At 62.7% G+C, this 25,077-nt stretch carries 24 protein-coding genes and 1 pseudogene; 16 read left to right on the top strand and 9 right to left on the bottom strand.

Annotation, left to right across the window (positions count from 1 at the left end; genetic code table 11):
* The first annotated feature begins 109 nt into the window (after positions 1-109).
* Positions 110-2,236, top strand: coding sequence for a prolyl oligopeptidase family serine peptidase (locus AUC43_RS01155; RefSeq protein ID WP_068188729.1), 2,127 nt, complete (start codon positions 110-112; stop codon positions 2,234-2,236).
* 246 nt (positions 2,237-2,482) lie between these two features.
* Here AUC43_RS01155 and AUC43_RS01150 read toward each other — a convergent pair whose 3' ends face one another.
* Positions 2,483-3,316, bottom strand: a complete 834-nt coding sequence (locus tag AUC43_RS01150; RefSeq protein ID WP_071885787.1) for an oxygenase MpaB family protein — start codon at positions 3,314-3,316, stop codon at positions 2,483-2,485.
* Between the two features lie 174 nt (positions 3,317-3,490).
* On the opposite strand from AUC43_RS01150, the gene AUC43_RS01145 reads away from it, so the two are divergent.
* Positions 3,491-4,060, top strand: a complete 570-nt coding sequence (locus AUC43_RS01145; RefSeq protein ID WP_068188726.1) for a class I SAM-dependent methyltransferase — start codon at positions 3,491-3,493, stop codon at positions 4,058-4,060.
* 4 nt (positions 4,061-4,064) lie between these two features.
* Here the strand turns inward: AUC43_RS01145 and AUC43_RS01140 are convergent, their stop codons facing one another.
* Complete coding sequence (locus tag AUC43_RS01140; RefSeq protein ID WP_068188725.1) at positions 4,065-4,979, bottom strand: pirin family protein; 915 nt, start codon at positions 4,977-4,979, stop codon at positions 4,065-4,067.
* Positions 4,980-5,239: 260 nt separating this feature from the next.
* On the opposite strand from AUC43_RS01140, the gene AUC43_RS01135 reads away from it, so the two are divergent.
* The 4 genes from AUC43_RS01135 (at position 5,240) to AUC43_RS01120 (ending at position 9,463) form a co-directional block, all read left to right on the top strand.
* Positions 5,240-6,103: an SDR family NAD(P)-dependent oxidoreductase gene (locus AUC43_RS01135; RefSeq protein WP_068188723.1), complete on the top strand. Its 864-nt coding sequence runs from the start codon at positions 5,240-5,242 to the stop codon at positions 6,101-6,103.
* 118 nt (positions 6,104-6,221) lie between these two features.
* Entirely contained in the window at positions 6,222-7,628 is a 1,407-nt protein-coding gene (locus AUC43_RS01130) for a hypothetical protein (RefSeq protein ID WP_068188721.1), read from the top strand.
* Between the two features lie 92 nt (positions 7,629-7,720).
* Complete coding sequence (locus AUC43_RS01125) at positions 7,721-8,662, top strand: NmrA family NAD(P)-binding protein (protein ID WP_233254077.1); 942 nt, start codon at positions 7,721-7,723, stop codon at positions 8,660-8,662.
* A 144-nt stretch (positions 8,663-8,806) separates the two neighbouring features.
* Entirely contained in the window at positions 8,807-9,463 is a 657-nt protein-coding gene (locus tag AUC43_RS01120) for a DUF4142 domain-containing protein (RefSeq protein ID WP_068188718.1), read from the top strand.
* A gap of 123 nt (positions 9,464-9,586) precedes the next feature.
* On the opposite strand, the gene AUC43_RS01115 is transcribed toward AUC43_RS01120, so the two are convergent.
* The 5 genes from AUC43_RS01115 to AUC43_RS01095 form a co-directional block, all read right to left on the bottom strand.
* Positions 9,587-9,895, bottom strand: a complete 309-nt coding sequence (locus tag AUC43_RS01115; protein WP_157780869.1) for a gliding motility-associated C-terminal domain-containing protein — start codon at positions 9,893-9,895, stop codon at positions 9,587-9,589.
* Between the two features lie 415 nt (positions 9,896-10,310).
* A complete protein-coding gene (locus AUC43_RS01110) occupies positions 10,311-10,871 on the bottom strand; it encodes a DsrE family protein (RefSeq protein ID WP_233254076.1) in 561 nt (186 codons plus the stop codon).
* Positions 10,872-10,959: 88 nt separating this feature from the next.
* The gene (locus AUC43_RS01105; protein WP_068188711.1) at positions 10,960-12,012 is read right to left on the bottom strand and encodes a c-type cytochrome; all 1,053 of its coding nucleotides are present in this window, start codon (positions 12,010-12,012) and stop codon (positions 10,960-10,962) included.
* Between the two features lie 153 nt (positions 12,013-12,165).
* The gene (locus tag AUC43_RS01100; protein WP_068188708.1) at positions 12,166-12,504 is read right to left on the bottom strand and encodes a rhodanese-like domain-containing protein; all 339 of its coding nucleotides are present in this window, start codon (positions 12,502-12,504) and stop codon (positions 12,166-12,168) included.
* Positions 12,505-12,531: 27 nt separating this feature from the next.
* Positions 12,532-13,350 carry a sulfite exporter TauE/SafE family protein gene (locus AUC43_RS01095; RefSeq protein WP_068188705.1) on the bottom strand — a complete coding sequence of 273 codons (819 nt, stop codon included), beginning with the start codon at positions 13,348-13,350 and terminating at the stop codon, positions 12,532-12,534.
* Between the two features lie 278 nt (positions 13,351-13,628).
* Here AUC43_RS01095 and AUC43_RS01090 point away from each other — a divergent pair, with 278 nt between their 5' ends.
* Positions 13,629-14,234 carry a TlpA family protein disulfide reductase gene (locus AUC43_RS01090; protein WP_068188701.1) on the top strand — a complete coding sequence of 202 codons (606 nt, stop codon included), beginning with the start codon at positions 13,629-13,631 and terminating at the stop codon, positions 14,232-14,234.
* A 28-nt stretch (positions 14,235-14,262) separates the two neighbouring features.
* Here AUC43_RS01090 and AUC43_RS01085 read toward each other — a convergent pair whose 3' ends face one another.
* Positions 14,263-16,416, bottom strand: coding sequence for a glycoside hydrolase family 97 protein (locus tag AUC43_RS01085; protein WP_082684827.1), 2,154 nt, complete (start codon positions 16,414-16,416; stop codon positions 14,263-14,265).
* A 398-nt stretch (positions 16,417-16,814) separates the two neighbouring features.
* Positions 16,815-17,285, bottom strand: a complete 471-nt coding sequence (locus AUC43_RS01080; RefSeq protein WP_068188699.1) for a hypothetical protein — start codon at positions 17,283-17,285, stop codon at positions 16,815-16,817.
* A gap of 770 nt (positions 17,286-18,055) precedes the next feature.
* Here AUC43_RS01080 and AUC43_RS01075 point away from each other — a divergent pair.
* The 9 genes and pseudogenes from AUC43_RS01075 to AUC43_RS01030 all read left to right on the top strand — a co-directional run bounded on the left by AUC43_RS01075 (position 18,056) and on the right by AUC43_RS01030 (position 24,884).
* The gene (locus AUC43_RS01075) at positions 18,056-18,433 is read left to right on the top strand and encodes a VOC family protein (RefSeq protein ID WP_068188696.1); all 378 of its coding nucleotides are present in this window, start codon (positions 18,056-18,058) and stop codon (positions 18,431-18,433) included.
* A 429-nt stretch (positions 18,434-18,862) separates the two neighbouring features.
* Positions 18,863-19,438 carry a hypothetical protein gene (locus AUC43_RS21370; protein WP_068188693.1) on the top strand — a complete coding sequence of 192 codons (576 nt, stop codon included), beginning with the start codon at positions 18,863-18,865 and terminating at the stop codon, positions 19,436-19,438.
* Between the two features lie 279 nt (positions 19,439-19,717).
* Positions 19,718-20,302 carry a carboxypeptidase-like regulatory domain-containing protein gene (locus tag AUC43_RS01065; protein ID WP_082684826.1) on the top strand — a complete coding sequence of 195 codons (585 nt, stop codon included), beginning with the start codon at positions 19,718-19,720 and terminating at the stop codon, positions 20,300-20,302.
* A complete protein-coding gene (locus tag AUC43_RS01060; protein WP_068188687.1) occupies positions 20,296-20,802 on the top strand; it encodes a TonB-dependent receptor plug domain-containing protein in 507 nt (168 codons plus the stop codon). Before AUC43_RS01065 ends, AUC43_RS01060 begins: the two co-directional genes overlap by 7 nt.
* A 24-nt stretch (positions 20,803-20,826) precedes the next feature.
* Positions 20,827-22,074 (top strand): outer membrane beta-barrel family protein, encoded by a 1,248-nt coding sequence (locus AUC43_RS01055; protein WP_082684825.1) that lies wholly within the window; start codon positions 20,827-20,829, stop codon positions 22,072-22,074.
* A pseudogene (locus AUC43_RS21365) lies at positions 22,067-22,836 on the top strand (IS5 family transposase). Before AUC43_RS01055 ends, AUC43_RS21365 begins: the two are co-directional and overlap by 8 nt.
* Before the next feature lie 30 nt (positions 22,837-22,866).
* Entirely contained in the window at positions 22,867-23,145 is a 279-nt protein-coding gene (locus AUC43_RS01040) for an outer membrane beta-barrel protein (protein WP_068188681.1), read from the top strand.
* A 353-nt stretch (positions 23,146-23,498) separates the two neighbouring features.
* The gene (locus AUC43_RS01035) at positions 23,499-24,032 is read left to right on the top strand and encodes an NUDIX hydrolase (RefSeq protein WP_068188677.1); all 534 of its coding nucleotides are present in this window, start codon (positions 23,499-23,501) and stop codon (positions 24,030-24,032) included.
* A gap of 129 nt (positions 24,033-24,161) precedes the next feature.
* Positions 24,162-24,884 carry an NADPH-dependent F420 reductase gene (locus tag AUC43_RS01030; protein WP_068188672.1) on the top strand — a complete coding sequence of 241 codons (723 nt, stop codon included), beginning with the start codon at positions 24,162-24,164 and terminating at the stop codon, positions 24,882-24,884.
* Positions 24,885-25,077 lie beyond the last annotated feature (193 nt).

Raw genomic sequence — 25,077 nt, 5'->3', positions numbered from 1 at the left:
CTACTATGGTGTATCTTGGCCTGCCTAATCGAGGGTGGAAAGGGGCGAAATGACCGTGCCCCGCTTCTGCCTCAACTTCAGTTTCTTCCATTTCCCCTAAAATTCCCCTATGAGAAGCCTTTATGCCTCGTTGGCGGCGGTGCTGCTGAGCGCGCCAGCTTTTGCCCAGGCCCCCATCAAAACGTTGCCGTACCCGCAAACCAAAAAGGTCGACACGGTGACCACGTACTTCGGGACCAAGGTGGCCGACCCCTACCGCTGGCTGGAAAACGACCAGGCCCCCGACACCAAGAACTGGGTGCAGGAAGAAAACAAGGTGACCCAGAATTACCTAGCCCAGATTCCTTTCCGCGACGCCGTGCGCAAGCGCCTCGAAACGCTGTGGAACTACGAGAAATTCGGCGCCCCTTTCAAGGAAGGCAAGTACACCTACTTCTCGAAAAACACGGGCCTGCAAAGCCAGTCGGTGGTGTACCGGCAGGTGGGCGCCACGGGCACCCCGGAGGTGTTCCTCGACCCCAATACCTTCTCCAAAGACGGCACCACCTCGCTGGCTGGCCTGAACTTCACCAAAGACGGCAGCTTGGCCGCCTACCAGATTTCGGAAGGCGGCTCGGACTGGCGCAAGGTGATTGTGCTGCGCACGGCCGACAAGACCATCGTGGGCGATACGCTCAAGGACGTGAAGTTCTCCGGCACCGCCTGGAAGGGCAACGACGGCTTCTACTACAGCTCCTACGACAAGCCCAAGGCCGGCAGCCAGCTGGCCGGCAAAACGCAGATTCACAAACTGATGTACCACAAGCTGGGCACGCCGCAAAGCACCGACAAACTCGTGTTTGGCGGCGACAAAACGCCCCGCCGCTACATCAACGGCTCGGTGACGGAAGACCAGCGCTTCCTGGTTATCTCGGCCCGCAACACCACCACCGGCAACGAACTCTACATCCAGGACCTGAGCAAGCCAAACAGCCCCATTGTGACGGTGGTCGACAACGAGAAGACCATCAACGACGTGGTTGATAACGTGGGCAGCAAGCTCTACATTTTCACCAACCTCAGCGCTCCCAACAACCGCGTGGTGACCGTGGACGCCGGCAATCCCAAGCCCGCCAGCTGGAAAACCCTGATTCCGGAAACCAAGAACGTGCTGGAGGTGAGCACCGCCGGCGGCAAAATATTTGCCCAATACCTCAAAGACGCCACTTCGCTGATTGAGCAGTACAACATGGCCGGCAAGAAGGAGCGGGACATTGCCCTGCCTGCGCTGGGCACGGCCAGCGGCTTCAACGGCAAGAAAGAAGAAAAGGAAACCTACTACACCTTCACGTCCTACATCTACCCGCCCACCATCTTCAAGTATGACATCGCCAGCGGCAAATCGACGGTGTGGAAGAAGGCCGGCGTCCAGTTCGACCCCACCAAGTTCGAGTCGAAGCAGGTGTTTTATAACTCCAAAGACGGCACCCGCATCCCGATGATTATCACCTACAAAAAAGGGATGGTGCTGAACGGCAAAAACCCCACGCTGCTGTATGCCTACGGCGGTTTCAACGTCTCCGTGACCCCCGGCTTTAACCCCGCCAACATTGTGCTGCTGGAGAACGGTGGCATCTACGCCGTGCCCAACCTGCGCGGCGGCGGCGAGTACGGCGAAAAGTGGCACCTGGCGGGCACCAAGCTGCAAAAGCAGAACGTGTTCGACGACTTCATTGCCGCGGCCGAGTACCTGAAAGCCAACAAGTACACCGACACCGACCACCTGGCCCTCTCGGGCGGCTCCAATGGCGGCTTGCTGGTGGGCGCTACCATGGCCCAGCGCCCCGACCTCGCCAAAGTGGCATTCCCCGCCGTGGGCGTGATGGACATGCTGCGCTACAACCAGTTTACGGCCGGCGCTGGCTGGGCCTTCGATTACGGCACGGCCCAGGACTCTAAGGAGATGTTTGACTATCTCTACAAGTACTCGCCCTACCACGCCCTGAAGCCCGCCAGCTACCCCGCCACCATGGTCACCACCGCCGACCACGACGACCGGGTAGTGCCCGCGCACTCCTTCAAATTCGCCTCGCGCCTGCAGGAAGCCCAGAAAGGCAACGCGCCGGTGCTCATCCGGGTTGAAACCAAAGCCGGCCACGGCGCCGGGCGCTCCACCGCCCAGGTTATCAGCGAGCTGACCGATAAGTGGAGCTTCATGTTCCAGAACATGGGCGTGACGCCCTACCAGAACAACTAAAGCCCAGAAGGGCAGAACCTCACCCCCGGCCCCTCTCCAAAAGAGAGGGGAGCCTGACGGTTCTCATCTGTCATTGCGTGGCCGTAGGCCGTGGTAATCTGTTTTAGTCCGAGCGACTAGCCCAATAATGTGAAAAGCCCCGGCTCTGTGCAGAGTCGGGGCTTTTTAATAGGGCTTGTCACATCTCAAGGGCTTGTCGCAGTGGAAGGACGGATTGCCGCGCTGCGCTCGCAATGACAGGCGGCGCTAGGCTCCTCTCTCCGCGAGAGAGGGGTCGTACCCGGCAGGGCTGGGGCCGTGCCCAGCAGGGGTGAGGTGCCGCGGCGCGCTATCCAATGCGTCAATTTTGGCCCGGTAAGCGGGCGGCAGAATGGCCGCTCGCATCCAGCGGCCCAGCGCCAGCTGCTGGGTGCGGCGGTACACCGGCAGGATGGGCCGCACCCACGAGGTAGTGCCCAGCTGCAGCAGCTCGCGCACGGTGCCGGGCACCACCAGGCGCTGGGCGTGGCGCAGCAGCCAGTAACGGAACGGGCCCAGGTGCTTGCGATACTGCTGGTAGAGGTCGGCGGTGAAGCGGCTGTACGCCAGGTCGGTGGCCAGGTGCTGCTGGCGCACCGGCAGCCACTCGGCGTAGCTGGCCGGCAGGTGGGGGATGCCCATGCGCCGGCCCACGCGGGCAAACACGTCGAATACCTCCTCTTTTTCGGCGAGGGTGAGCGGCCGCTCCAGCGTCTCGAACGCGCGGATGGAGTAATCGATGAGCAGAAACAGCACGTCGCGGTAGGCCCAATCCGGGATGGCCATGCCGCGCTTGGCTTCCACGGCCGCGTGAATGGCCGCAATGGAATCGATGGCGCGCTCGGCAGTGGCTTGCTGGGAGTACACGATTTTGCGAGCGTACTCCACCGTCGAAAACAGGCGGGCGAGCGGGTCGGCGGGCAGGCGGCCGGTGAAGTAAAGCCAGTCCACGGCCTTATTGAGGGCAAACTCGGCCGCGGCCCCCGCAAAAATGAACAGCACGGTATCGGCCTTGCCCCAGATGGCGCGCACCACCGAACCTTTTGCAACGAAATAAGCCATGACGAAAAAACGGAAAAATTGAGCTAAAAGCTCCTGGCCCGACGCGGCGGGTGCCCGCTTGGTGCAGCGCCTGCGCCGGCTCCCAAGGGACACCGCCGTATACGCAGGCGCCCAGCCCCCGTAAAAGTGGCACCTGGCGGCCCGACGTCAGCTCTATTAACCCCTTTCCGGCCTATGCTTTCTCCTTTTGTCGAGCAGTTTTTTCGCAACCCCGCCACGGTGGGCTCGCTGGTGCCCAGTTCCCGCGAGCTTTCCGACAAGGTGATGGAGCCCATCGATTTCACCACCGCCCGCTGCATTGTGGAGTACGGTCCCGGCACGGGCGTCTTCACCGATGTCATCATCCAGCGCCGCAAAGCCGAAACCGTGGTGGTGCTCGTGGAGCTGAACCGGCGCTTTGCCAAGCTGCTGCGGGAGCGCTATGCCGGCCAGCCCAACGTGCACGTCATCCACGGCTCGGCCGATAAAACCGGCCAGTACCTGCGGGAGCTGGGCGCGCCGGCGGCCGAGTACGTGGTGTGCGGTCTGCCGTTTTCGTCGTTGCCGCGGCGGCAGGGCTGGCGCATCCTCGAGCACACCCGCGACTTGCTCCGGCCCGCCGGCAAGCTCATTTTGTTTCAGTATTCGCTCCAGAACAAGCGCTTGTTTGCGAAATTCTTTCGCCTGCTCGACCACGCCTACGTGCTGCTGAACCTGCCGCCCGCGCACGTGCTGGTGTACACGCCCGCCCCGGCGGAGGAGTAGCCCCTCAGGAAAGCGCCTGCGGCGGCGGCGAGCCCGCCGGGCGCGACTTATCCTCCGGCAGCGGCACAAACACAGCGTTGTCGTTCGGGGGCAGGGCAATGCGGCCGGCTTTCCAGTCGGCTTTAGCCTGGTCGATGCGCTCGCGGCGCGACGACACGAAATTCCACCAGATAAACCGCTCGCCCAGCGGCTCGCCGCCCAGCAGCATCAGCGTGCTGGGCTCGCGGGCCACCAGCACCGGGTTGAGGCCGGGCGTGAACACCAGCAGCTGGCCCGGGGTGTAGAGGCGGCCGTTTACTTCCACGCTGCCTTTGGCCACGTAGGCGCCGCGCTCGGGGTAGCCGCGGGGCAGGCCAAACCGGGCGCCGGTCTGCAGCACCACGTGCAGGTAAAACAGGGGCGAATGCGTTTTGACCTCGTTGCGCAAGCCAAAGGCATCGCCCGCAATCAGGCGCATCCACACGCCCTGGTCGGTGAAAATGGGCAGCTCCTGGGGCTGGTAGTTGGCGAAGGTGGGCGTCTGCTCTTCGGCGGCTTCGGGCAGGGCCACCCAGGTCTGAATCATTTCGAGGGCGCCGCCCGCCAGGGTGCCAGGGTCCTCAAACCGTTCGGAGTGGGCAATGCCGCTGCCGGCGGTCATCCAGTTTACCTCGCCCGGCCGGATAATCTGCTCCACGCCGAGGCTGTCGCGGTGGGTGACCTGGCCGCCAAACAGGTAGCTCACCGTGCTCAGCCCAATGTGGGGGTGGGGCAGCACGTCGAGGCTCGGCAGCTGCTCGGGCGGCACGTGCACGGGGCCGGCGTGGTCCATGAAAATAAACGGCCCCAGCATGCGCCGCAGCCGGTAGGGCAGAATCCGCTTCACATCAAACCCCGGCATAATGGCGGCGGGGCGGGCATCAATGACGAGGTCGAGCATGGCAGGAGCAGGGGTGAAAACCTAAAGTTATGGCCCGTGCCCACTGGGTTTGCGGCCCGTTTTGGGAAATACGCTGAAATAGCAAGCGGCAAGCTCGCTGGTCAGCTCAATTTCTGAATTGGCGGTGCGGCAGGCAGCAATTCGCCTGAAAATAGGAGAGGGGCGCTGTTTAAAGGGGAGCCACTTACAGCAGCTATGAGCAGATCATTAGTCGCCCCGCCGGCCCCCGAAGTTGCCGAAATTGGGCTACCTTCCGCCCCATGAAAATGACTCTTCCGGCCCTGGTAATCACGGGTGTATCGAGCGGCCTGGGGTTGGCCTCGGCCCGCGCGTTTCTCAGCCGCGGCTACCGCGTGTTTGGCAGCGTGCGCACCCCCGCCGATGCCGCCCGGCTGCAAGCGGAGCTGGGCGAAGCCTTCGTGCCGCTGCTTTTCGACGTGACCGATGGCCCCGCCATTGCCCGGGCCGCGGCCGAGGTGGCGGCCCAGCTGGCCGGCGAGCCCCTGCGCGGCCTCATCAACAACGCCGGCATTGCGCTGGGCGGGCCGCTGCTGTGCCAGCCCATCGAGGTGGTGCGGCAGCACTTTGAGGTGAATGTGCTGGGCCTCGTGCAGGTGACCCAGGCGTTTCTGCCCTTGCTTGGGGCCCAGCCCAATTTCCAGGGGCGCGTCGGCCGGGTCATCAATATTGGCTCGGTGAGTGGGCAGGTGGCCGCCCCGTTTATGGGCGCCTACGTGGGTACCAAGTTTGCCCTGGAAGGCCTCACGGCCTCGTGGCGCCGGGAGCTGCAGCTGTTTGGCGTGCCCATGGTGCTCATTGGGCTGGGCGTGACCAAAACCCCCATCTGGGACAAGGGCATCGACCTGGCGCCCTACCGCGACACGCCCTACTATGCCGCCGCCCAGCGCTTCGCGGGCTACGTGAGCAACACCCGCGACAAAGGCCTCAGCGCCGACTACGTGGCCGAGCGGCTGGTGAGCATCCTGGAAACGCCGCGCCCGCGCCTGCGCTACACCATCGCGCCCGATGTGTTCCGCAGCTGGATAGTGCCCCGGCTCCTGCCCGCTCGCCTCTTCGACTGGCTCCTGGGCAAGGGTATTGGGCTGCTGCCGGCGAAGCGGTAGCCGCCATCAGCGTACCAGCTCAACCCAGCCTTGGTTGGGCCAATTTTGATGGTGTGCTTAGAATCCCAATAACGAAGTAATACCTACTACTTTTATTGCTCTACCCTCACGCTCATTAATGAAATATTTCCTACTCGCGCTTCTTACCGTTTTAGTCGCTCAAAGCCCTGGGCGTGCCCAACGCATCCGCTTCGAGAAAGACTCGCTGACGCAGGTTTTTGCCCGGGCCCGGCAGCTGAACAAGCCCGTTTTCGTGCTGCTCGCTCCGCCACCGGTGTCGGCCAATACGCCGGCGGCGCTCCAGAAAATGCGCAACGAATCGGGCCTCAACGCCCCGGCCGTGGTGGCCGCGCTCAACCAAGGCTTCCTGAGCAAGGAGCTGCCCTTTGGCAAGGCTGAAACTGCGGCCGTGGTGCGCAAATACACGGTGACGAGCTACCCCACCTACCTGTACTTCGGCCCCGACGGCACCTTGCTCTATCGCAACTTCGGCAATGCTTCCAGCGAGCAACGCTACCTGCACGACCTGCAGGCGGTGCAGCAGGCCCAGGCCGACCCCGAAAACCTGAGCCACCTGCAGGAAGAGTACCGCCAGGGCCACTGGTCGGCCGAATTCCTTAAGCGCTACATCGCCAAGCACCGGCAGCTGGGTCTGCGCGTGGAGCCCGCCGTGCTCGATGCCTACGTGCAGCTGCTGCCGGTGCACGCCTTCGACCAGCCCGCCGAAGTGGTGTTTATTCTCGAAAACGGCCCTGTGGTGGGCAGCAAAGCCCAACAGCTGACGCGGCTCAACCCCCGGCTCTACGACAGCCTGTTCCGCAGCCTGCCCTTGCCCCAACGCATCACCATCAACAACCTGATTATCAGCAACACGATGAATCAGGCCATTGCCACCAAAAACCGCGTGCTGGCTACCCAGGGCGCCACTTTTGCCCGCGGCAGCTGGAACACTAACTATCAGCAGGGCTCCCGGGCTTACGACACCAACATGCTGCGCTTCTTCAGCGCCATCAAAGACACGGCCAGCTACCTGCGGTCGGCGGTGCTCTACTACGACCGCATCAACATGGGCATCTCGGCCGACTCGGCCCGGAAGGCGGTGGCGGCCCTGCAGGCGTTTCGGCAGGAGCAGCTGGCCAACCGGCAGCGCCTGAGCACAACGGCCGGCCAGCCCGGCAGCCTAGGCCCCAATGTGAGCCGTGTCACGACGATGGAGCCCACGGCCCGGCGCGTGCCCCCGGCTGCTTTTTTGCAGGAACTGAACAACGGCGCCTGGTCCGTGTACCAAACCGGCACCCGCAACAGCCAGCACCTGATGCGCGCCCTGCAGTGGAGCAAGCGCACCGTGGACCTGGACCCCGCCGCCTACAACTACGACACCCTGGCCCACTTGCTTTACCGGCTCCGGTTCTTCAGCGAGGCCGCGGCCATGCAGCAGCAAGCCGTGGCGGTGGCCCGGCAGGAAAAGGCCTCTACCACAAGTTACGAGCAGGAACTGGAGAAGATAAAGAAGCGCACGCTGTAAATGTGCGTAGTGCCTGCCGCTCGTGCTAACCATATCCGCCGCTGCCGGTTTCATCCCCAACCCTTTAAAGCTGGCATTTCAAACCTCCCATTTTGGCAGAACTTACTACCGCTAAGCAACGCAATCCGACTACCGAACGCGCCCCCATCGTGCTGGCCGGCGCCACCGGCGACCTGGGGCACCGCATTGGGCTTGCCCTGCTGGCGCGCGGCGCCGTGGTGCGGGCGCTGGTGCGCCCGGGCAGCGCCCACAAACCGGAGGTGGCCACGTTGCGCGAGCAGGGCGCCGAGTTGGTGGAAGTCGATTTCAACAGCGTCATGGCGCTCACGCAGGCCTGCGCGGGCGCGGCCTGCGTGGTGTCGGCCCTGTCGGGGCTGCGCGAGGTGATAGTGGACCTGCAAAAGCGGCTGCTCGATGCGGCGGTGGCGGCCGGCGTGCCCCGCTTCATTCCGTCCGACTACTGCATCGATTACACCAAGCTGCCCATGGGCTCCAACCGCAACCTCGACCTGCGCCGGGAGTTCAACCAACGGCTCGACCAGGCCCCCATTCAGGCCACGTCGGTGCTCAACGGCATGTTTACCGACTTGCTCACCGGCCAGGCGCCGGTGGTGCTGTTCAAAATCAAGCGGGTGATGTACTACGGCGACGCCGACCAGCCCCTGGACTTCACCACCACGGCCAATACCGCCGAATTTACCGCCGCCGCGGCCCTCGACCCCACCACGCCGCGCTACCTGCGCGTGGCCGGCGAAGTGGCCACCGTGCGGGGCCTGCAAAAGGCCGCCAGCCAAGCCACCGGCGAGCCGTTTAAGCTGCTGCGAATGGGCGGGGTGTGGGTGCTGGGCGCCCTGATAAAAGTGACCAAAGCCCTGATGCCGGCCAGCGACGACGTGTTTCCGCCCTGGCAGGGCATGCAGTACATGCACAACATGTTCACGGGCCGGCCCAAGCTGCAGCCCCTGGACAATGCCCGCTACCCCGACATACGGTGGACGCCAGTGCGGGAAGTGCTGGCCACCCGAGCCGGCTGATTTCCGGCCGGAGCAGCCCTGCCTTAGCTCAACTGTAGGAGCAGGCTAAGCGGTTATCCAGGCAAAACGTACGAAAATGTCTACCTGCTTTGAGGTGTACCGTATATACACTTCGAAATCTTACTCTTCAGCTAGATAATGACGATGAAAACCCTTTCTTATTTCCTGATAGCCGCCGCGATGGCCACCGCCACCGCGTGTAGCAGCACCAACACGGCCGCTTCCGAATCGGCGACCAGTAACGCCACGGATACCCGCATGGGTACCGACATGAACCCCACGCCCGCCCCCGACGCCAACGCGGGCGTGACCGCCACCGGCGCCGATGCCACGGGCGGCAGCGCCGACATGACGGCCTACATGAACACGTTTGCCACCATGCAGGACCCCGTATTCCTGATGAACGCGGCCAGCAGCAACATGCTGGAAGTTCGGGCCAGCCAAATGGCGGCCCAAAAAGCCACCACCCCCGAGGTGCGGAAATTTGCCCAATCGATGGTGAGCAAGTACACCCAGGCCAACCAGGAGCTAAAAGCCATTGCCGCGCCCCTGGGCGTAAAAATGCCCCAAACGATGATGCCCGTGCACCAGGCTCTGGCCGACCGGCTGATGGACAAGCGCGGCAAAGAGTTTGACCAGACCTACCTCGACGTCCTGGACAAGGCGCACCAGATGGACATTGCCATGTTTGAGGTGAAAAGCAAAGCGGCCGAAACGCCCGCCGTTCAGGCATATGCTGCCAAAACGCTGCCCGTCCTGCATTCGCAGCAGGACATGACCACTGCCCTCGAAAAGAAGTAGCCTGAATCGAACCGGGAGCAGCACAGGAAAGCTGAACCCCCTCGCTTAGCCCCAGCCCCGTGCCGCCGCACGGGCTGGGGCTTTGTTCTGGGTGGGGCTTGGTGCGGCAGCTATCCGGCTGCGTTAGCGGATGACCTCAAACCAGCCTTTGTAGATGGCACCCTCGGCGGTTTGGCAGAGGTAGTAGTACAGGCCGGGCGCCGTGCTTGCATTGCCGTACGTGTTGTGGTAGCCGTCGGAATGGTACAGCTTCTGGCCCCAGCGGTTGAAGATGGCCAGCGCCGTATTGGGGTGGCGCTCGATGTTCCTGATGGCAAAGGTTTCGTTCTGGGTGTCGCCATTGGGCGTGATGACGTTGTAGAAATACAGGCACCGGTCGTCGGGGCCCGCCAGCAGTGTGGTAACGCAGGACGTGAATTGCGACGCGGCCACCCTGCGCACGTGCGCACCACCTGCATGTCGCGGTGAATCGTGCTCAATAGTTGGCCCTGGCGGTACTCCAGCACGTCGACCGCCAGTTGAAAGACGCCTTGTTCCGGCCTGAAGTAGGTCGAAAGGCCCGTGTTCGGGTTTCGCCCAAGCAGCCCGCTGGCCCCAAAGGGCTGCGTTTCGCTATACCCCGGCGCGTAGGCCACCGGCACCTGCATCGGCAGATGCGCGATGATGGGCTTGCTCAACGCGTAAACGAGTTGGTCGCCGTCGGCGTCGTAGGCGTTATTGGCCACAAAGCTGCCGGCCCCGGCACAAATGAGGGCCACGGGAATGCTGGCAAAAAACCGGCAACGAGTTGGCCACCGTGCCCGGCGTCATCTCCACCTCCAGGGTCATGTTTTCATCTGCGATTAAATTATGGGTGCACCAGTGACCAGCCTTCGGCCTGGCGGATAATCAGCTCGCCGTTGCCGGTGGGCACAATGGAGATGTAGGGCAGCATGTCGGCCTTGGTCAGCTTGTAGGCCTTCATCGAGTTCTGGCACTGGGCCAAAACGACGCCCGCCTGCTGCAGCGCCAGCACGTCGGCCTCGTAGGGCTGGTCTTTGCGGAAAGCCACCGTGCCCCCGCTGAACACCACCAGCTCCAGTTCCAGCTTGCCTTTGAGGCGCGGGTCTTCCAGGGCGTTTTTCATGTTGTGCAGCGTCTTGCTGATGAGCTTCGGGTCGTCGCTATCGAGCTGGTACACGGCCCGGTAATGGCCCTTGGGAGCCGGTGCGCCCTGGTACGTGGCTGCCTTCGCCGCCACTGCCGCGTTGGGCGGCGTCAGCACCGGGGCGGGCGTGGCAGTGGGCTGGGCCGCGGGGGCCGAGGCAACTGGAGTAGCCGTTGCAGGCGTTTGGGCCCGGCTGATGCCGGGTGCGGCCACAAGCAGCAAGGCCGCGCCAGCCAGAAAACGAGCGGTAGTATTCATCATGAGCAAGCAAGAAAAAGGATGAGAAACAGTAGGTGAGAAGCAAGAATAGTTGGGCATCAGGCCGTGATGGCAAAGCCCCCGGCGAAGGCTAATGTGCCGCTGCTGGCGGCCGGTGTGCGGCTTCGATGGGCTGGTAGGGCCCGAACTTGTGCTGCTGTTCGGGGAAAGCATCCGCGTAAGGGCCAAAGGGATAATCCACGGGCTTCTGGCGGATGTCGGGCCAGTCGTGCGGGGTGGGCAGATGGGGGCGGGGCTGCGAGTTCACGAAGGCGGCCACGTCCCAGGCCTGCTCATCGGTGAGCTGGGGGTGGTCGAAGGTGGCCCCGAAAGGCATGGCCGCTTTCACGTACTTGGCAAAGTTGGACACCCGAAACAGCCCCGCGCCATCGTTGTAGCTGGCCGGCCCCCACAGCGGCGGGTACTGGTACTCGCGCCTATCGGCCAGCTGCTGGCCCTGGCCCGTGGGGCCGTGGCAGCGCTGGCACTTGGCCGCATACACGGCTCGCCCAATTCGCGGGTCGGCCGGCCGGTCCAGGTAGGGCAGCTTCACCAGGCCGGTGCCGTACACCTTTTGGCCTTTCGGAATGCCCTGGCCCAACCATTTGAGGTAGGCCACCATGGCGCGCATTTCACGGCTGCGGTCGGGCACGGCGCGGCCGTTGAGGCTGCGTTCCATGCAGTCGGCCACGCGCTTCTCGATGCCCTCCACCGTGCCGGAGCGGGCCCTCAGCTTGGGGTAGGTGGCGGCCACGGCCAGGTAGTTGTTAGCAAAGCCGCGCGTTCCGGCTTCGAGGTGGCAGTTCTGGCAATTCATGCCGTTGGTGAGAGACGCCACCGAGCCCTGCGGCCCCAAATACAGCGCGGTGTGGGCAATCAGCTCTTGCCCGTAGCGGATTTCGCGGCCCGCCGCCGTGTGCGGAATGGCGGCCGTATCCGGCGCTGGCGTGGCCGGGCGGTGGTAGCTGCCGGGCGGGGGCGGGCCCTGCGTGGCCTCGTCCGCTGCTACGGGCTCCGGCGCCGCCTTGGGACCGTAGAGTTGGGCCACCACCACGGCCAGCACCAGCACCACGGCGGCCGTCAGCAGCATCAGCAGCCGAACCAGCCGGAGCAGTTGCTGCGCGGGGGCTTCCGTGGGTTTCATGGGCGGCTAAGTTACCAAAAGGGGAACGCCGCCACTGCCGAATAGCCAGGTGGCTTTGCGCGCAGGGCGCGGTAGGTCCAGGTCCAGGAAGGAGGTTAAGCGTGAGGGAGGAGCGTTGGCAAGCGTTAAGACAAAGCGGGCCAACTACTCAGCTTAGCGCACCAGCTGTTCGGGCCAGTCCAGCACCCCGCCCAGCAGGTTGTGCACCTGCCCAAAACCGGCGGTGCTGAGCTGGCCGGCCGCGTTGGCCGAGCGGGCCCCGCTGCGGCAGTACACGTAGGTGGGCTTGGTGCGGTCAAGCGCCGCGATGCGCTGGGCAAAGTCGGGGCTGGTTACCTCGATATTGACGCCGCCGGGCAGGTGGCCGCTGGCAAACTCCTCGGGCCGGCGCACGTCCAGCAGCACCGCGCCGGGCTGGCGCAGCCCCTCGGCAAACGGCGCGGGCAAGAGGTTTTGGAAAGCGGGGGTGGCAGATTCTGTGGAACGGAACATACTGATGGAGAAAATAAAAACAGGAGTTTAAGCGTGGCGAAACAGCAGTTCCTTGGTGAGAATAAACGTGCCCATGGCCAGCGTAAACCAGCCGAAAGCGGGCTTGAGCCGGGCCCCCGGAATGAAGCGCGCGAGGTAGGTGCCCAGCACAATGCCGCCCAGGGCAAAGCTCAGAAAACCAAGCAAGAACGTCCAGGCGATAGGCGTGCCGGCGCTCAGGTCGCCGGTGAAGCCGATGAGCGAGTTTAGGGCAATGATGGCCAGCGAGGTGCCCACGGCCAGCTTCATGGGCAGGCGGGCGCCCAGCACCAGCGCCGGGATGATGAGAAAGCCACCGCCCGCGCCCACAAAGCCCGTGAGCGTGCCCACCACCAGCCCGATGGTCAGAATAAGCGGATAGTTGAAGGCGTGCGGGAAGTGCAGCTCCTCGTCGAGCACCTCTTCGGCCTGCTTGCTGCGAATCATGGACGTGGCCGCCGCCACCATGAGCACGGCAAAGGCCACCAGCACCAGCAGGTCTTTGGTGAAAACGATGCTGCCGGCCGTAAACAGCACGTGCGGGATGGTCGGCATGAGCACCTTGCGCACCGTAAATACGGACAGCAGCGAAGGCATCAGAAAGACCACGGCCGTTTTCAGCGACACCAGCCCCTTGCGGAAGTAGCCCGACGCGCCCACCGCCGACGTAGAGCCGACCACAAACAGCGAATACGCCGTGCTCAGCACCGGGCTCACGCCCATCAGGTACACCAGCACGGGCACCGTGAGAATAGAGCCGCCCCCGCCCATGATGCCGAGCGAAAGGCCGATGAAGATGGCCGCGAAGTAGCCGAGGGAGTGGAGCATGGGAAACGGGTGCACGAACCTAGGCATTTATTATGGGTTGTTCCCGGCGTTGGCCCTGCCCGGCAACGCGTATTGACTCATTATTGAGCTGAACTTTGCCCAATGCCGGGTGCGTTGGCAGCAGGTGGAGTGGCTTGGGTGCCGCAACCACCCCGGAGTTTCCGGTGCCTTTGGCCTGTTGCGCTCCGCAGGTGGGAAAAAGGTGGCCACCTTCGCGCCGTCTTGTTTCCCGCAACGGCCCAACCCGGGCGCCGAACAACTCTATGCCAATCCTCTCTATGAAGCATAAAGCACTGATGCAGTGGCTGCCGCTGGCCCTGTTTGCCCTCGTCCTGTTCACGCCCCTGCGGCCCATCGTGCTTGGTGGCGTGCAGCGCGGCCTGCTGGCCACGGGGCTCTGGAAAGCGGAGGTTCCCGTGGCCCCAATCACCGCGCTGCCGGTGGTGCCGACCGGCGGCCCGGTTTACCCGCACAACCTGCCGATGGTGACCCCGGAGGGCAAGGCCGTGAGCCTGAGCGACCTCAAGGGCAAGGCCGTGTTCGTGAACCTGTGGGCCAGCTGGTGCCCACCCTGCCGCGCCGAAATGCCCGGCATCGAGGCCCTGTACCAGAAGGTCGATAAGTCGAAGGTCGCCTTCGTGATGCTCTCGCTCGACGACAACCCGGCCAAGGCCCAGAAGTACCTGAAAAGTCAGGGCTTTACCTTTCCGCTGTACTTCCCCACGGGCCCGCTGCCGGCGCCGTTCGACTCCAACTCCATCCCGTCCGCCGTCATTCTCGGCCCCGATGGGCAAGTGGCGGCCCGGCACGACGGCATGGCCGAATACGATACGCCCGAGTTCAAGGCTTCGCTGGAAAACCTGAGCAGAAAGGCCGCGCATTAGCCCTTCCGCCCAGGTTCTGTAGGTGCCGCTACTTGGTGGCTTCCATCACGCTGATGGCGTAGCCGCCGCCGGGCGCGCAGTACTGCGCCAGCTTGGTCTTGCGTGTCACGTTCAGTTTGCGGATGGTGTAGGCCTGCGGATTTTTTTCGTAGTGAGCGTCCTTGGCGTCGGCGTAAATGGTGGCCACGTACTTTTTGCCAGGCGCCAGGAAGTCGAGCTTGATGTTCGACGTGCGGCCATTCTCATCACAGGTGCTGCCGATAAACCAGCTGCTTTTGCCCTTGGCCTTGCGGGCGATGGTAATGTAGTCGCCGGGCTCGGCTTCGAGCACGTGGGTGTCGTCCCAGTCCACGGCCACGTCCTTGATGAACTGGAAGGCGTCGAGGTGCTTGTTGTAGTTTTCGGGCAGGTCGGCAGCCATTTGCAGGGGCGAGTACATGGTCACGTACAAGGCCATTTGGCGCACCAGGGTGCTGTGCACGAAGGATTTGTTCTGCGGGTTGATGACGCTGATTTGGGTTTGGAAAATGCCGGGCGTGTAGTCCATCGGGCCGCCGATGAGGCGGGTGAAGGGCAGGATGGTGGTATGGTCGGGGTTGCTGCCGCCAAAGGCCTCGTACTCGGTGCCGCGGGCGGCCTCGTTGCCAATCAGGTTGGGGTAGGTGCGGGCCAGGCCGGTGGGGCGCACGGCCTCGTGGCCGTTCACCATGATGTGGTGCTCGGCGGCTTTTTCCAGCACGTAGTTGTAGTGGTTTATCAGCCACTGGTCGTAGTGGTGGTGGCCCAGGGGCACGATGTCGCCCACGTAGCCGGTTTTCACGGCGTTGTAGCCGTACTTGTTCATGAACTGAAAGGCCGAGTCCAGGTGCCGCTCGTAGTTGCGCACCGAGCCGCTGGTTTCGTGGTGCATGATGATTTTCACGTTCTTACTCGCGGCGTATTGCTGCAGCTCGGGCACGTTGAAATCGGGGTAGGGCGTCACGAAGTCGAACACGTAGTCTTTGTGCTTGCCGAACCAGTCTTCCCAGCCGATGTTCCAGCCTTCCACCAGCACGGCGTCGAAGCCGTGCAGGGCGGCGAAGTCGATGTACTCCTTCACGTGGGCGGTATTGGCGCCGTGCGTGCCGTTGGGCTTCACCTTGCGGTAGTCGACGGAGTCGAGCTTAATGTTGTCCATGTTAGTGTACGACCACGTGCTTTTGCCCGTAATCATCTCCCACCACACACCCACGTACTTCACCGGCTTAATCCAGCTGGTGTCTTTGAACTTGGTGGGCTCGTTGAGGTTCAGCACCAGCTTGGATTCCAGAATGTCGCCGGCCCGGTCGCTCACGATGACCGTGCGCCAGGGCGAGAGCGCTGGCGTCTGAATCAGGCCTTTGTCGCCCACCGCATCCGGCGTGAGGTGCGACTCCAGCACGAAGTTCTTGTCGTCGAGCTCCAGGTGCATGCAGGAGTAGTCAATCAGGGCCGCCTCGTGGATGTTGATGTAGAGCCCGTCCTGGCTTTTGAGCATAAGCGGGGTTTGTACGCCGGTGGGCGAGAAGGTGGTCTGCGAGGCGTTACCGGTCACGGCGGCTTTCATTTTGCCACGCACTTCCGATAGCTTTGACGTGACCGTGCTGTATTCCTGGGTGTCGTAGTCGCCGGGTAGCCAGAAGGCTTTGTGGTCGCCGGCTAGGGCAAACTGCGTGCGTTCCTCCTTGATGGTAAAGTAATCGAGCTTGGGCTGGCGCGGAAACTCGTAGCGGAAGCCCAGGCCGTCGTCGAACACGCGGAAGCGCACCCGCACCGTGCGGTCGGTAGCGGCCTGCTTTAGGGTCACGGCCAACTCGTTGTAGTGGTTGCGGATGGTTTTTACCTCGCCCCACACCGGCTGCCAGCTTTCATCAAACGTGCGCTGCTTGCTGTCGGCCACGGTAAAGCCGCTGGTGAGCGCCGGGGCATTTTTTAGCTCAAGCCCGAGCTTGCTGGTTTTAATAACGTCGCGCCCCTTGTAGGTGAGGTGGTAGGTGGGCACGCCATCGGCCTGCAGGGCAAACGTGAGCGTCAGCTTGCCATTGGGTGATTTTATTACTTCCGCGAGGGCAGTTTGCCACAGGAAACAGAGGCAAAGGAGGGTCAGGGTTTGACGGACGCTTTTGAGTGAAAAATACCCGGTTGAAGTACGGTGAGAGGGCATGTAGGAAGTGAGGTGAGTTGGGATGGATTTGCGAAAGAGCCCCGCCCGCCCTAGCAAAGGCAAGCGAGGCCCCAGAAGCTGCAGCAGCTTCCAGTATCCTGCAAAGGTGGCTATTTAGCTGTTATACTGAGCAGGCCGCCGCATCTCTCCCGCGCAACTTACCCGGCTGCGCCTCATTCACGAACAGCACGATTAATTTCCCTACCCCACTGCTCGAAGCCGGTACCGCGGCGGCACTTGGGCCCTGCAGCTCAACGCGGCATCGCCCCGACGGGGCACCCTGAGAAGGACAGAAAGGGAGGCCTAAAGGTCCGCCACTCGGCGGGGCTTTAGGCCTCCCTTTCGCTTAAACTGAACTCAGATGAGCTACATACGGAGGGTTGGTGTGCCCGACGCGGCTAGCGAGCCGATTGGGCTACCATCACTTGGGCCGGGGTCGGGGCCAGCTCCTGTACTAAGATGGCGGTTTGCGGAGTGGCTGGTACTTGCACATGGTAGCGGTAGCTCTCGCGCCCCACGCGCAGCCGGACGGCATAGTCCCCGGCGGGTACTTTGTTGAAGCTGAGCTTCGTGCCGTAGGAAGGGCGGTGGTGCACTTCATTCAGAAGGCGGGAGTAGTGGCCTTGGGATGATACCACTTCCAGCTGTACCCGCTGCTGGGTGGGGTTTTCGACGGTGAGAGCCAGGGTGTGGGCATCGGTTTGCTGAGCTTTAACGGACGGAGAATCCTGGCCCATTGCCGCGCTGCTGCAGCCCAGGATGGCCAGCCCGCCGAACAAGGCAGCCCGCAGGGATTGGGCTGAAGCCAGGCGTAGGGGAGCGGAGGCCGTGAGCGACTGAGTGGGGCGGAGGTTGAAAGAGAAGTTCATGGTTGCAGAAAAGATGAGTTGAAAAAGGAGAAAAAAGGTGGTCTAGGAAGCAGGTTATACAATAGTATAGTGTTATGCCAGGTAGCATGCAAAACATAGTAGATGATGTTTATTCTACCTGTTTGGCTTACTTCTATCCCAGTGTAGTTGATAATCGAGAGCCAGAATTCAAGGAAATTCTGTCGCAGGCTTCGCGCCGACTTGACAAAGCCGGGCGGCTGGCGGGATTGCGTTTTAGTTCTTCGGAGCAGGGCTTCGGGGAGAACTCAGCAGCACAAGGGGCTGCACGGTGGAGCGGCGTGCATATGGCAGGCGGAGAAGAGTGCTTTCAGAAGTGGATACCGCCCATGTAGGAGAACGTTACAGACTTTTTAGAAATTTTTTTTCAGCGCCGAGAGAACGGAGGTTGGAAGGAGGTCTTGGCCTATGGGCCAGCCCTATGCCTGGTACTACTTGCTCGTCCGCACTCTGGCCCTTCACGGAGTATGAGTGGGCTTCTGGGCCCACCAGCAGCGAAACGTGCAGATGCTTTATGCCGCGGCAGCTATTGAGCAGTAGCCGCTGCCCCAGCGCCTTGCAGCGCGCCTGCTGGCAGGGGAGTAGGTACCGTGAGGCCCAGCTCAACCCTGCCCGTAGCCGCCCCACGATGCTCCGGCCGGTGGGGAGAAAATTGAGCTGATTTCTCACACGAGAAGTTCTTCCGAGTTCTGCAAGGGCAAGGGAGAAGTGGCTGTACTTTGCTTGCCAATCCTTCTTCCGTCAACGCCTTTATGGAGATGAAACTTGAGCTGGTGCCGGTGCCGGTCACCGACATAGACCGCGCCAAAACGTTTTATGCCGAACAAGTCGGCTTTAAGCTCGACCACGACGTGCGGCCCAGTGCCACGGTGCGGGTGGTGCAGCTCACCCCGCCCGGTTCGGGCTGTTCCATTGTGATGAGCGAGGGGCTGTTTGGCCTGGCCATGCCGGTGGGTTGCCTGCGCGGCTTGCACCTGGTGGTCGCCGATATTGCCCAAGTTCGCGCCGAACTGGCGGGCCGGGGCGTGCCCATGGGCGAAATCCAGGATTTGGGCGGCGGCATGAAGTACGTGGGCTTCCAAGACCCCGATGGCAATACCTGGACGCTGCAGGAAATGCCGCCCAAGTAGCGCTGGGGCAGCCAGCAGCAGGCCGTGAGCCGGGCCAGGCGGTGGGGCTAACTTCTGAGAATCTTTGTAGCTAAGCGGCTCATGCTTATCATAGTATAGCCAAAACATGCAGGTGGCGGGTGTCCATCTAATGACACGCCACGGGCTTTACCATCGTCCCATTCTTGAGCTAAATATCTACGCCCATCGCAAAGGCGAATAGTTTTTTAAGGCGCCACTTTGTAATGCAAAGTTCTTTTGTTTCCTTTGCATCGTTCTATCTCATAAAGCCGTCCACTGCCGGGGGAGGCCGGTTGCGGGAAGCCCTTGGCACTTGTTTTTCAGCCCCATGGCCATGGCTCCGGCCGCGCCGACACAGCTTCTTAATTCAAAACGACCCGCTTTTAAAGGGTTCTTCTAACTCTCATCTCAACCAAAACGACTACTGCCATGACACTCGCCAAAAGCCTTACCCGCGTGGCCCTCGCTACGGCCTTCCTATTGCTGATACCCCTGGTGGCAATGCAGTTCACCAAGGAAGTGAATTGGACCTTGTCCGATTTCATTGTCGCGGGCGTGATGCTGTTCGGCGCGGGCCTCACGTTTGTCCTGATTGCGCGGATGGGGGACAATACCATGTACCGCCTGGGCGCCGGCCTGGGGGTGGCCGCCGGACTGCTGCTCGTGTGGGCCAATCTAGCGGTAGGGCTCGTCGGGAGTGAGGACAACCCCGCTAATCTGCTGTATGTGGCGGTGCTGGCGGTAGCCCTCGTCGGGGCATTCGTGGCGCGCTTCCGGCCGCTGGGTATGTCCAATGCCATGTTCGCGGCGTCGCTGACCTATGTGGTGGTCACCGTGATTGCGCTATTCATCTGGAAGCCCACGGGTGCTGCTGCCGAACCCCAGGTGCACATGGTGAATGTGGTAGGCGCGAATGCAGTTTTCGCCGCGCTGTGGGCCGTTTCGGGGTTGCTGTTTCGCCGGGCCGCCGCCACGGGCACACATTCAAACCGCCAGCTGGCGTAACGGTTTAGGGCACCCAGCGCCCGCAGCTTCTTGCGTTGCGGGCGCTGGCCTGGGTGGTGAATAAGATGCTGCTGGCCGAGCCGGTGGCCGGGACTGCTGCGCGGCTGCCACAGGCCCAAATGTGCCTTTCAGGAAGTGGGAATCCACAAGGATAGAAAAAAATACTTTTTATGTAATGCAACGTTGGGGTACCGCGATACACCTATTAGGCGCGGATGATAAATCCTGCCTACTCGTTGCACGCACCGCTTTCCTGACCACCTTTTTTCTGCACTTTTTATGAATAACCCCTTACTGCCAATGCTGGCCCTGGCCAGTGTGCTTGCTCACGAAGCCGTGGCTCAGGCTCCCGCGGCTCCAGCTTCACGTCCCGCGGGTGGCCCCGCCGGCATTCCGACGGGCGCACCGGGCGCTACCTCCCCGGCCCTGGTAACGCTGCCTGCCGCCCGCGGCACCGGCCGCATCAGCGGCGTGGTACTGGACGGCGCCACCAAGAAACCAGTGGAGTTTGCCACTGTGGCCCTGCTGCCCGCCACCGGCGACAAACCCGTGGACGGCACCGTGGCCGACGACAAAGGCCGCTTCAGCATGAAGGGACTGGCCGCCGGCGAGTACCGCCTGCAGCTCAGCTTCATTGGCTACGGCAGCCTCACGCAGCCGGTGACTTTGGCCGACGGCAAAATGACCCTCGACCTGGGCACCGTGGCCCTGACGCCCGCCGCCCAGCAGCTCAACGAAGTGACCGTGAACGGCGAGCGCCCCGTGGTGGAAAGTAAGCCCGACCGCCTGGTGTACAACGCCGCCACCGACAACACCAACAAAGGCAGCACCGCCGCCGACGTGCTGCGCAAGGCCCCATGGTGAGCGTGGACCCCGACGGCAACCTGCAGCTGCGCGGCTCCGGCAACGTGCGCATCCTCATCAACGGCAAGCCCTCGGCCGTGATTTCGGGCGACATTGCCACGGCCCTCAAGCAGCTGCCCGGCGACCAGATTAAGTCGGTGGAAGTCATCACCTCGCCCTCGGCCAAGTACGACGGCGAAGGCTCGGCCGGCATCATCAACATCGTGCTCAAGGAAAACAACCTACAGGGCGTGAACGGCAACGTGGGCCTGGCCCTGGGCACGCGCAACTCCAACGGCAACTTCACCCTCAACGCCCGCAAAGGCAAGCTGGGCGTGACGGCGGGCGTGAACGCCTTCGCCTTCTATTCGCCCGGCGACCAGGAAGTGGACCGCATCGATAGGGACGTGCGCACGGTGGTCAACGGCCAATCGGTCCTGACCACGGGCCGGCTGTACCAGCGCAACGACGGCACGGGCATGGGCGGAGGCGGCCAGGGCCGCGTTGGGCTGGAATACTAGCCCGCGCCCAACCACGCCCTCAGCCTGACCTTCAGCACGGCCCAGTTCGGCAACCAGTTCGACCTCGACATCAACAACCGCTACACCCTCGACCAGGGCCAGCCCACCAGCACCAACCCGCTGTTTGGCAACTACACCCGCGAGCAGACGATGGACGCCACCAACCGCAGCTACGACCTGCTGGGCTCCTACACGCGCAGCTTCGGGGCCAAAAGCCGCCGCGAGTGGACGGTGCTGGCCCAGCACAGCCGCAACCGCCGCGACAACGACTACGACGTGCGGCAATTCCCCCTCCTCAGCCCCGATTTCGACAACCCGCAGTACCGCGAGCAGAGCCCCAACCTGGCCCGCAACCTCGAAAGCACCCTGCAAACCGACTACGTGCACCCCATCGGCGAGAAGCAAACCGTGGAAGTGGGCGCCAAGATGATTCAGCGCACGGTGTTCAGCGACTACGAGGTGTACCGCACCAACCTGAGCACCGGCGTATTTGGACTGGAGCCCAGCCTGACCAACAAGTTTGACTACGACCAGGACGTGCTGGCCGGCTACGCAACCTACGGCACCAGCCTGGGCAAGAAATACACCGCCCGCCTGGGTGCCCGCGTGGAGCGCACTGACCTGCGCGGCAACTTCCAAAACCAGGACAACGAGTTCCGCCTGACCTACACCAACGTGCTGCCCAACGTGGCCCTCACGCGCAACCTCAAGCAGCCCGGCTCCTCGCTGCGGGCCACCTACTCGCGCCGCATCCAGCGCCCGAGCATCTTATACCTCAACCCGTACGAAAACACCAGCGACCCGCGCAACGTTTCGAAGGGCAACCCCGAGCTGAACGCTGAATTCACAGACAACTACGAGCTGAACTGGAACACCTTTGCCAAGGGCACCAGCATCAACGTGACAGTGTATTCGCGCCAAACCAACAACGCCATCGAGCGGGTGTACAGCACCGACGCCAACGGCCGGGTGCTGGCCACCTTCGGCAACGTGGCCCGCAACCAGACCTACGGCCTCAACCTGTTCGGCTCGGCCAAGCCCTTGCCCAAGTGGAACATCAGCGGCAACATCAGCGCCTTCTACGTGTACCTGAGCAGCAAGACCCTGAACACCAGCAACCGCGGCGTGGTGTACTCGGCCAACATCAACTCGGGCTATAAATTGGGCAAGGGCATCAGCTTCCAGATGTTTGCCATGCTCAACTCGCCGCGCATTCAGCTGCAGGGCACTAGGGAGTGTTTACAGTTAAGGTCGACCTTTGAGCATGAATAAAGACCGGAGTTTATTGACCGATGCGCAGTGGGCGAAGCTTTCGCCGTTGCTGCCGGGCCAAGAAAGTTCGCCGGGCACGACGGCCAAAGACACGCGCTTGTTCGTGGAAGCCGTGCTCTGGCGGGCCCGTTGCGGCGTCTCGTGGCGTGATTTGCCGGCCGAGCGGTTTGGGCCCTGGCACACGGTGTACGCCCGGTTTCGCCGCTGGCGGCAAGCCGGGGTATGGCCCCGGGTGCTGGCCCAAGTGCAACAGGAAGCCGGCTTGCACCGCCTGCTGGTCGATTCCACCACCGTACGGGCGCACCAGGTGGCCGCCGGCGCGAAAAAAAAGACAGCCCTTGCGGGCAGGCGCTCGGCCGCAGCCGCGGCGGCTTCACGACCAAACTCCACCTGAGTTGCGACGCGCAGGGCCGCATTTGCGCCCTGGCCCTGACCGGGGGCCACGCGGGGGATTGCCCGCAAGCGCTCGGGTTGCTGGTGCAGCACTTGCGCCCGGGGCAGGCGGTGCTGGCCGACCGGGCCTACGACGCGGGCTACGTGCGCGCCCAAATCCAGCAGGCAGGGGCCACGGCCGTGATTCCCGGCAAGAAAAACCGCACGGTCCCGTTGGCGCATGACGCTGAAAGCTACAAAGAGCGCAACCACATCGAACGGGCTATTAATGGCTTAAAACGCTTTCGGGCCGTAGCTACCCGATTCGACAAACGCGCCGCCAACTACTTTGCTACTTGCTGCTTAGTTGCAGCTTTAACCTGGCTCTAACTGTAAACACTCCCTAGCTCGCCCTGGCAGATGTACTCCCTGGGCCTGCGCAAAGACCTCTGGAAAGGCAAAGGCGACCTGACCCTGAACGCCGACAACCCCTTCAGCTCCTACGTGAAGCTGACCAACGACTTTGACACCGGCCAGTCGGTCTCGACCAACACCACCTACGTGTACAACCGCGGCGTGCGGGCCGCCTTCAGCTACCGGTTTGGCAAGCTGGAAAACAAGCCCAGCCGCCCCAAGCGCAGCATCCGCAACGACGACCAGAAAGCCGGCGACAGCGGCAACGGCCAGGGCGGCAACTAACCAAGCCGCGCGTTGCCCAAGAGTGGGTTAACTCCCTCCACTGGCCCGCCGAATGGTTAAGCCGAGTGGATACAGTTGAGGTAGCAGTTTTTCCCACAGCTTGTGGGGCGAGCTGCTGCCTTGGCGTTTCCAAGCCTCGCTAATTCGCCGCCCGCGGCCCGCCCGGTTTCCCGGTGGCGCGGGCGGCGAATTAGCGATATGGGCTCTTCTGCAACTGCCCTAGCGTGGGTTTAGCACAGCGTAACTCGTGCCGAAGAGGTAGCCTTTTCCCGGGTTTTGCCCATGTTGCTGATATTGCAGCGTAGCGGCCGCTTCCAGGTGCCTCGCCACGAGCATTGTCCGTCTCCAGTTTTATGAATCCTCCGCCTGCCCTGCGCGAATCAGCCGTGCTCGTCCCCGTGTTTCGCAACGCGGCCGGCGAACCCACGCTCGTGCTGGTGCGCCGCGGCGACCACGGCGTGCACGGCGGGCAGCTGGCATTCCCTGGCGGCAAGCGCGACCCCACCGACGCCTCCCTGCTGGCCACAGCCCTGCGCGAAACCGAAGAGGAAATTGGGCTGGCTGCGGCCGCCATTGAGGTGCTGGCCGAGCTACCGCCCCTGCACACACGCTCCACGGGCTTTCACATCACCCCGTTTCTGGCCCGCATCGCTCCGCCGCCCACGTGGCGCGCGGCCCAGCCCGAAATAGCGGAAGTGCTGGAAGTGCCCCTTCGCCACCTGGCCGACCCCGCCAACGCCGGCCAGGAACTGTGGCAATTCCCCGGCTGGCCCAACCCCGAGCTGGTGCCTTTCTGGCGGGTGGGGCCGCACTACCTGTGGGGCGCCACCTACCGCATGCTGCACCCGCTACTGCCGCGCCTGCTGGCAGGGGAGTGGGAACTGTAAAAGCCTCGGCTGCTTGCCAATGTATGGCCCACTGCCGGCGCGGCTGAACAATCTCAGGGAGCAGGTAGTCTTAGAGCGTACCGCTTTACACAAGAGCGGCTCACAAAACGCTAGCTCAATTTACTGCTTATGAACATTGGAATCATTGGGGCCGGCCACATCGGCAGCGCCCTCGCCGGGCGGCTCACCAGCCTCGGCCACTCGGTATACATTGCCAACTCCCGCGGCCCCGAAACGCTAACGGAGCTAGCCCAAAAAACCGGCGCCACCCCCGTTACGGCCCGGGAAGCCGCCCGCCACGGCGACATCATTGTGGTAACCATTCCGCTGAAAAACATTCCCGATCTGCCCAAGGACCTGTTTGAGGGCGTGCCCGCCAGCGTACCGGTAATTGACACCAGCAACTACTATCCCTTGCTGCGCGACGGCCAGCTGCCCGAGCTGGAAAGCGGCGTCCTGACCGAGAGCGAATGGGTACAGCAGCACCTAGGCCAGCCGGTGGTGAAGGTATTCAACAACATCCTCGCTCCGCACCTCGAGAAACCAGGGCAGCCCGCCGGCACGCCCGGCCGCATCGCGCTGCCCGTGGCTGGCGACGATGCCGCCGCCAAGCAAAAGGTGATGGCATTGGTGGAGGAGTTGGGCTACGACGCCGTAGATGCCGGCAGCCTGCACGAGTCGTGGCGCCAGCAGCCGGGCTCACCGATGTACTGCAACGATTTGCCGGCTGCCGAAGTGCGGCAGCATTTAGCCAGCCTGGGCACTACTCGCACGCCGGAGCAGCACGCCGAATTCACGGCCAACCAAGCCGCACAGGAAAAGCAATTGCACGCGCAAGGCGTCCGGCTGTAAGGGCCACTGCCCCGACCCACTTTGGCCGCCTAACTGCAAGCCGGTTGCCTTAAGCCCCAACAAAATAGTCCCAGCAGTTGCTGGGGCTCTTTTGTTGGGGCTTGTTCGATAAAAGATATGTTGACTTTGAAGGCAATCGGATGATGAATTGCCCTGTGGTGTAGCTTGCCATGCTGTATTAGCAGTTTACTAA

Origin of the sequence: Hymenobacter sedentarius (assembly GCF_001507645.1) — a bacterium.
GTDB classification, from domain to species: Bacteria; Bacteroidota; Bacteroidia; order Cytophagales; family Hymenobacteraceae; genus Hymenobacter; species Hymenobacter sedentarius.
Note: the sequence above shows the minus strand (reverse complement) of the source record. Positions and strands in the feature narration are given on the sequence as shown.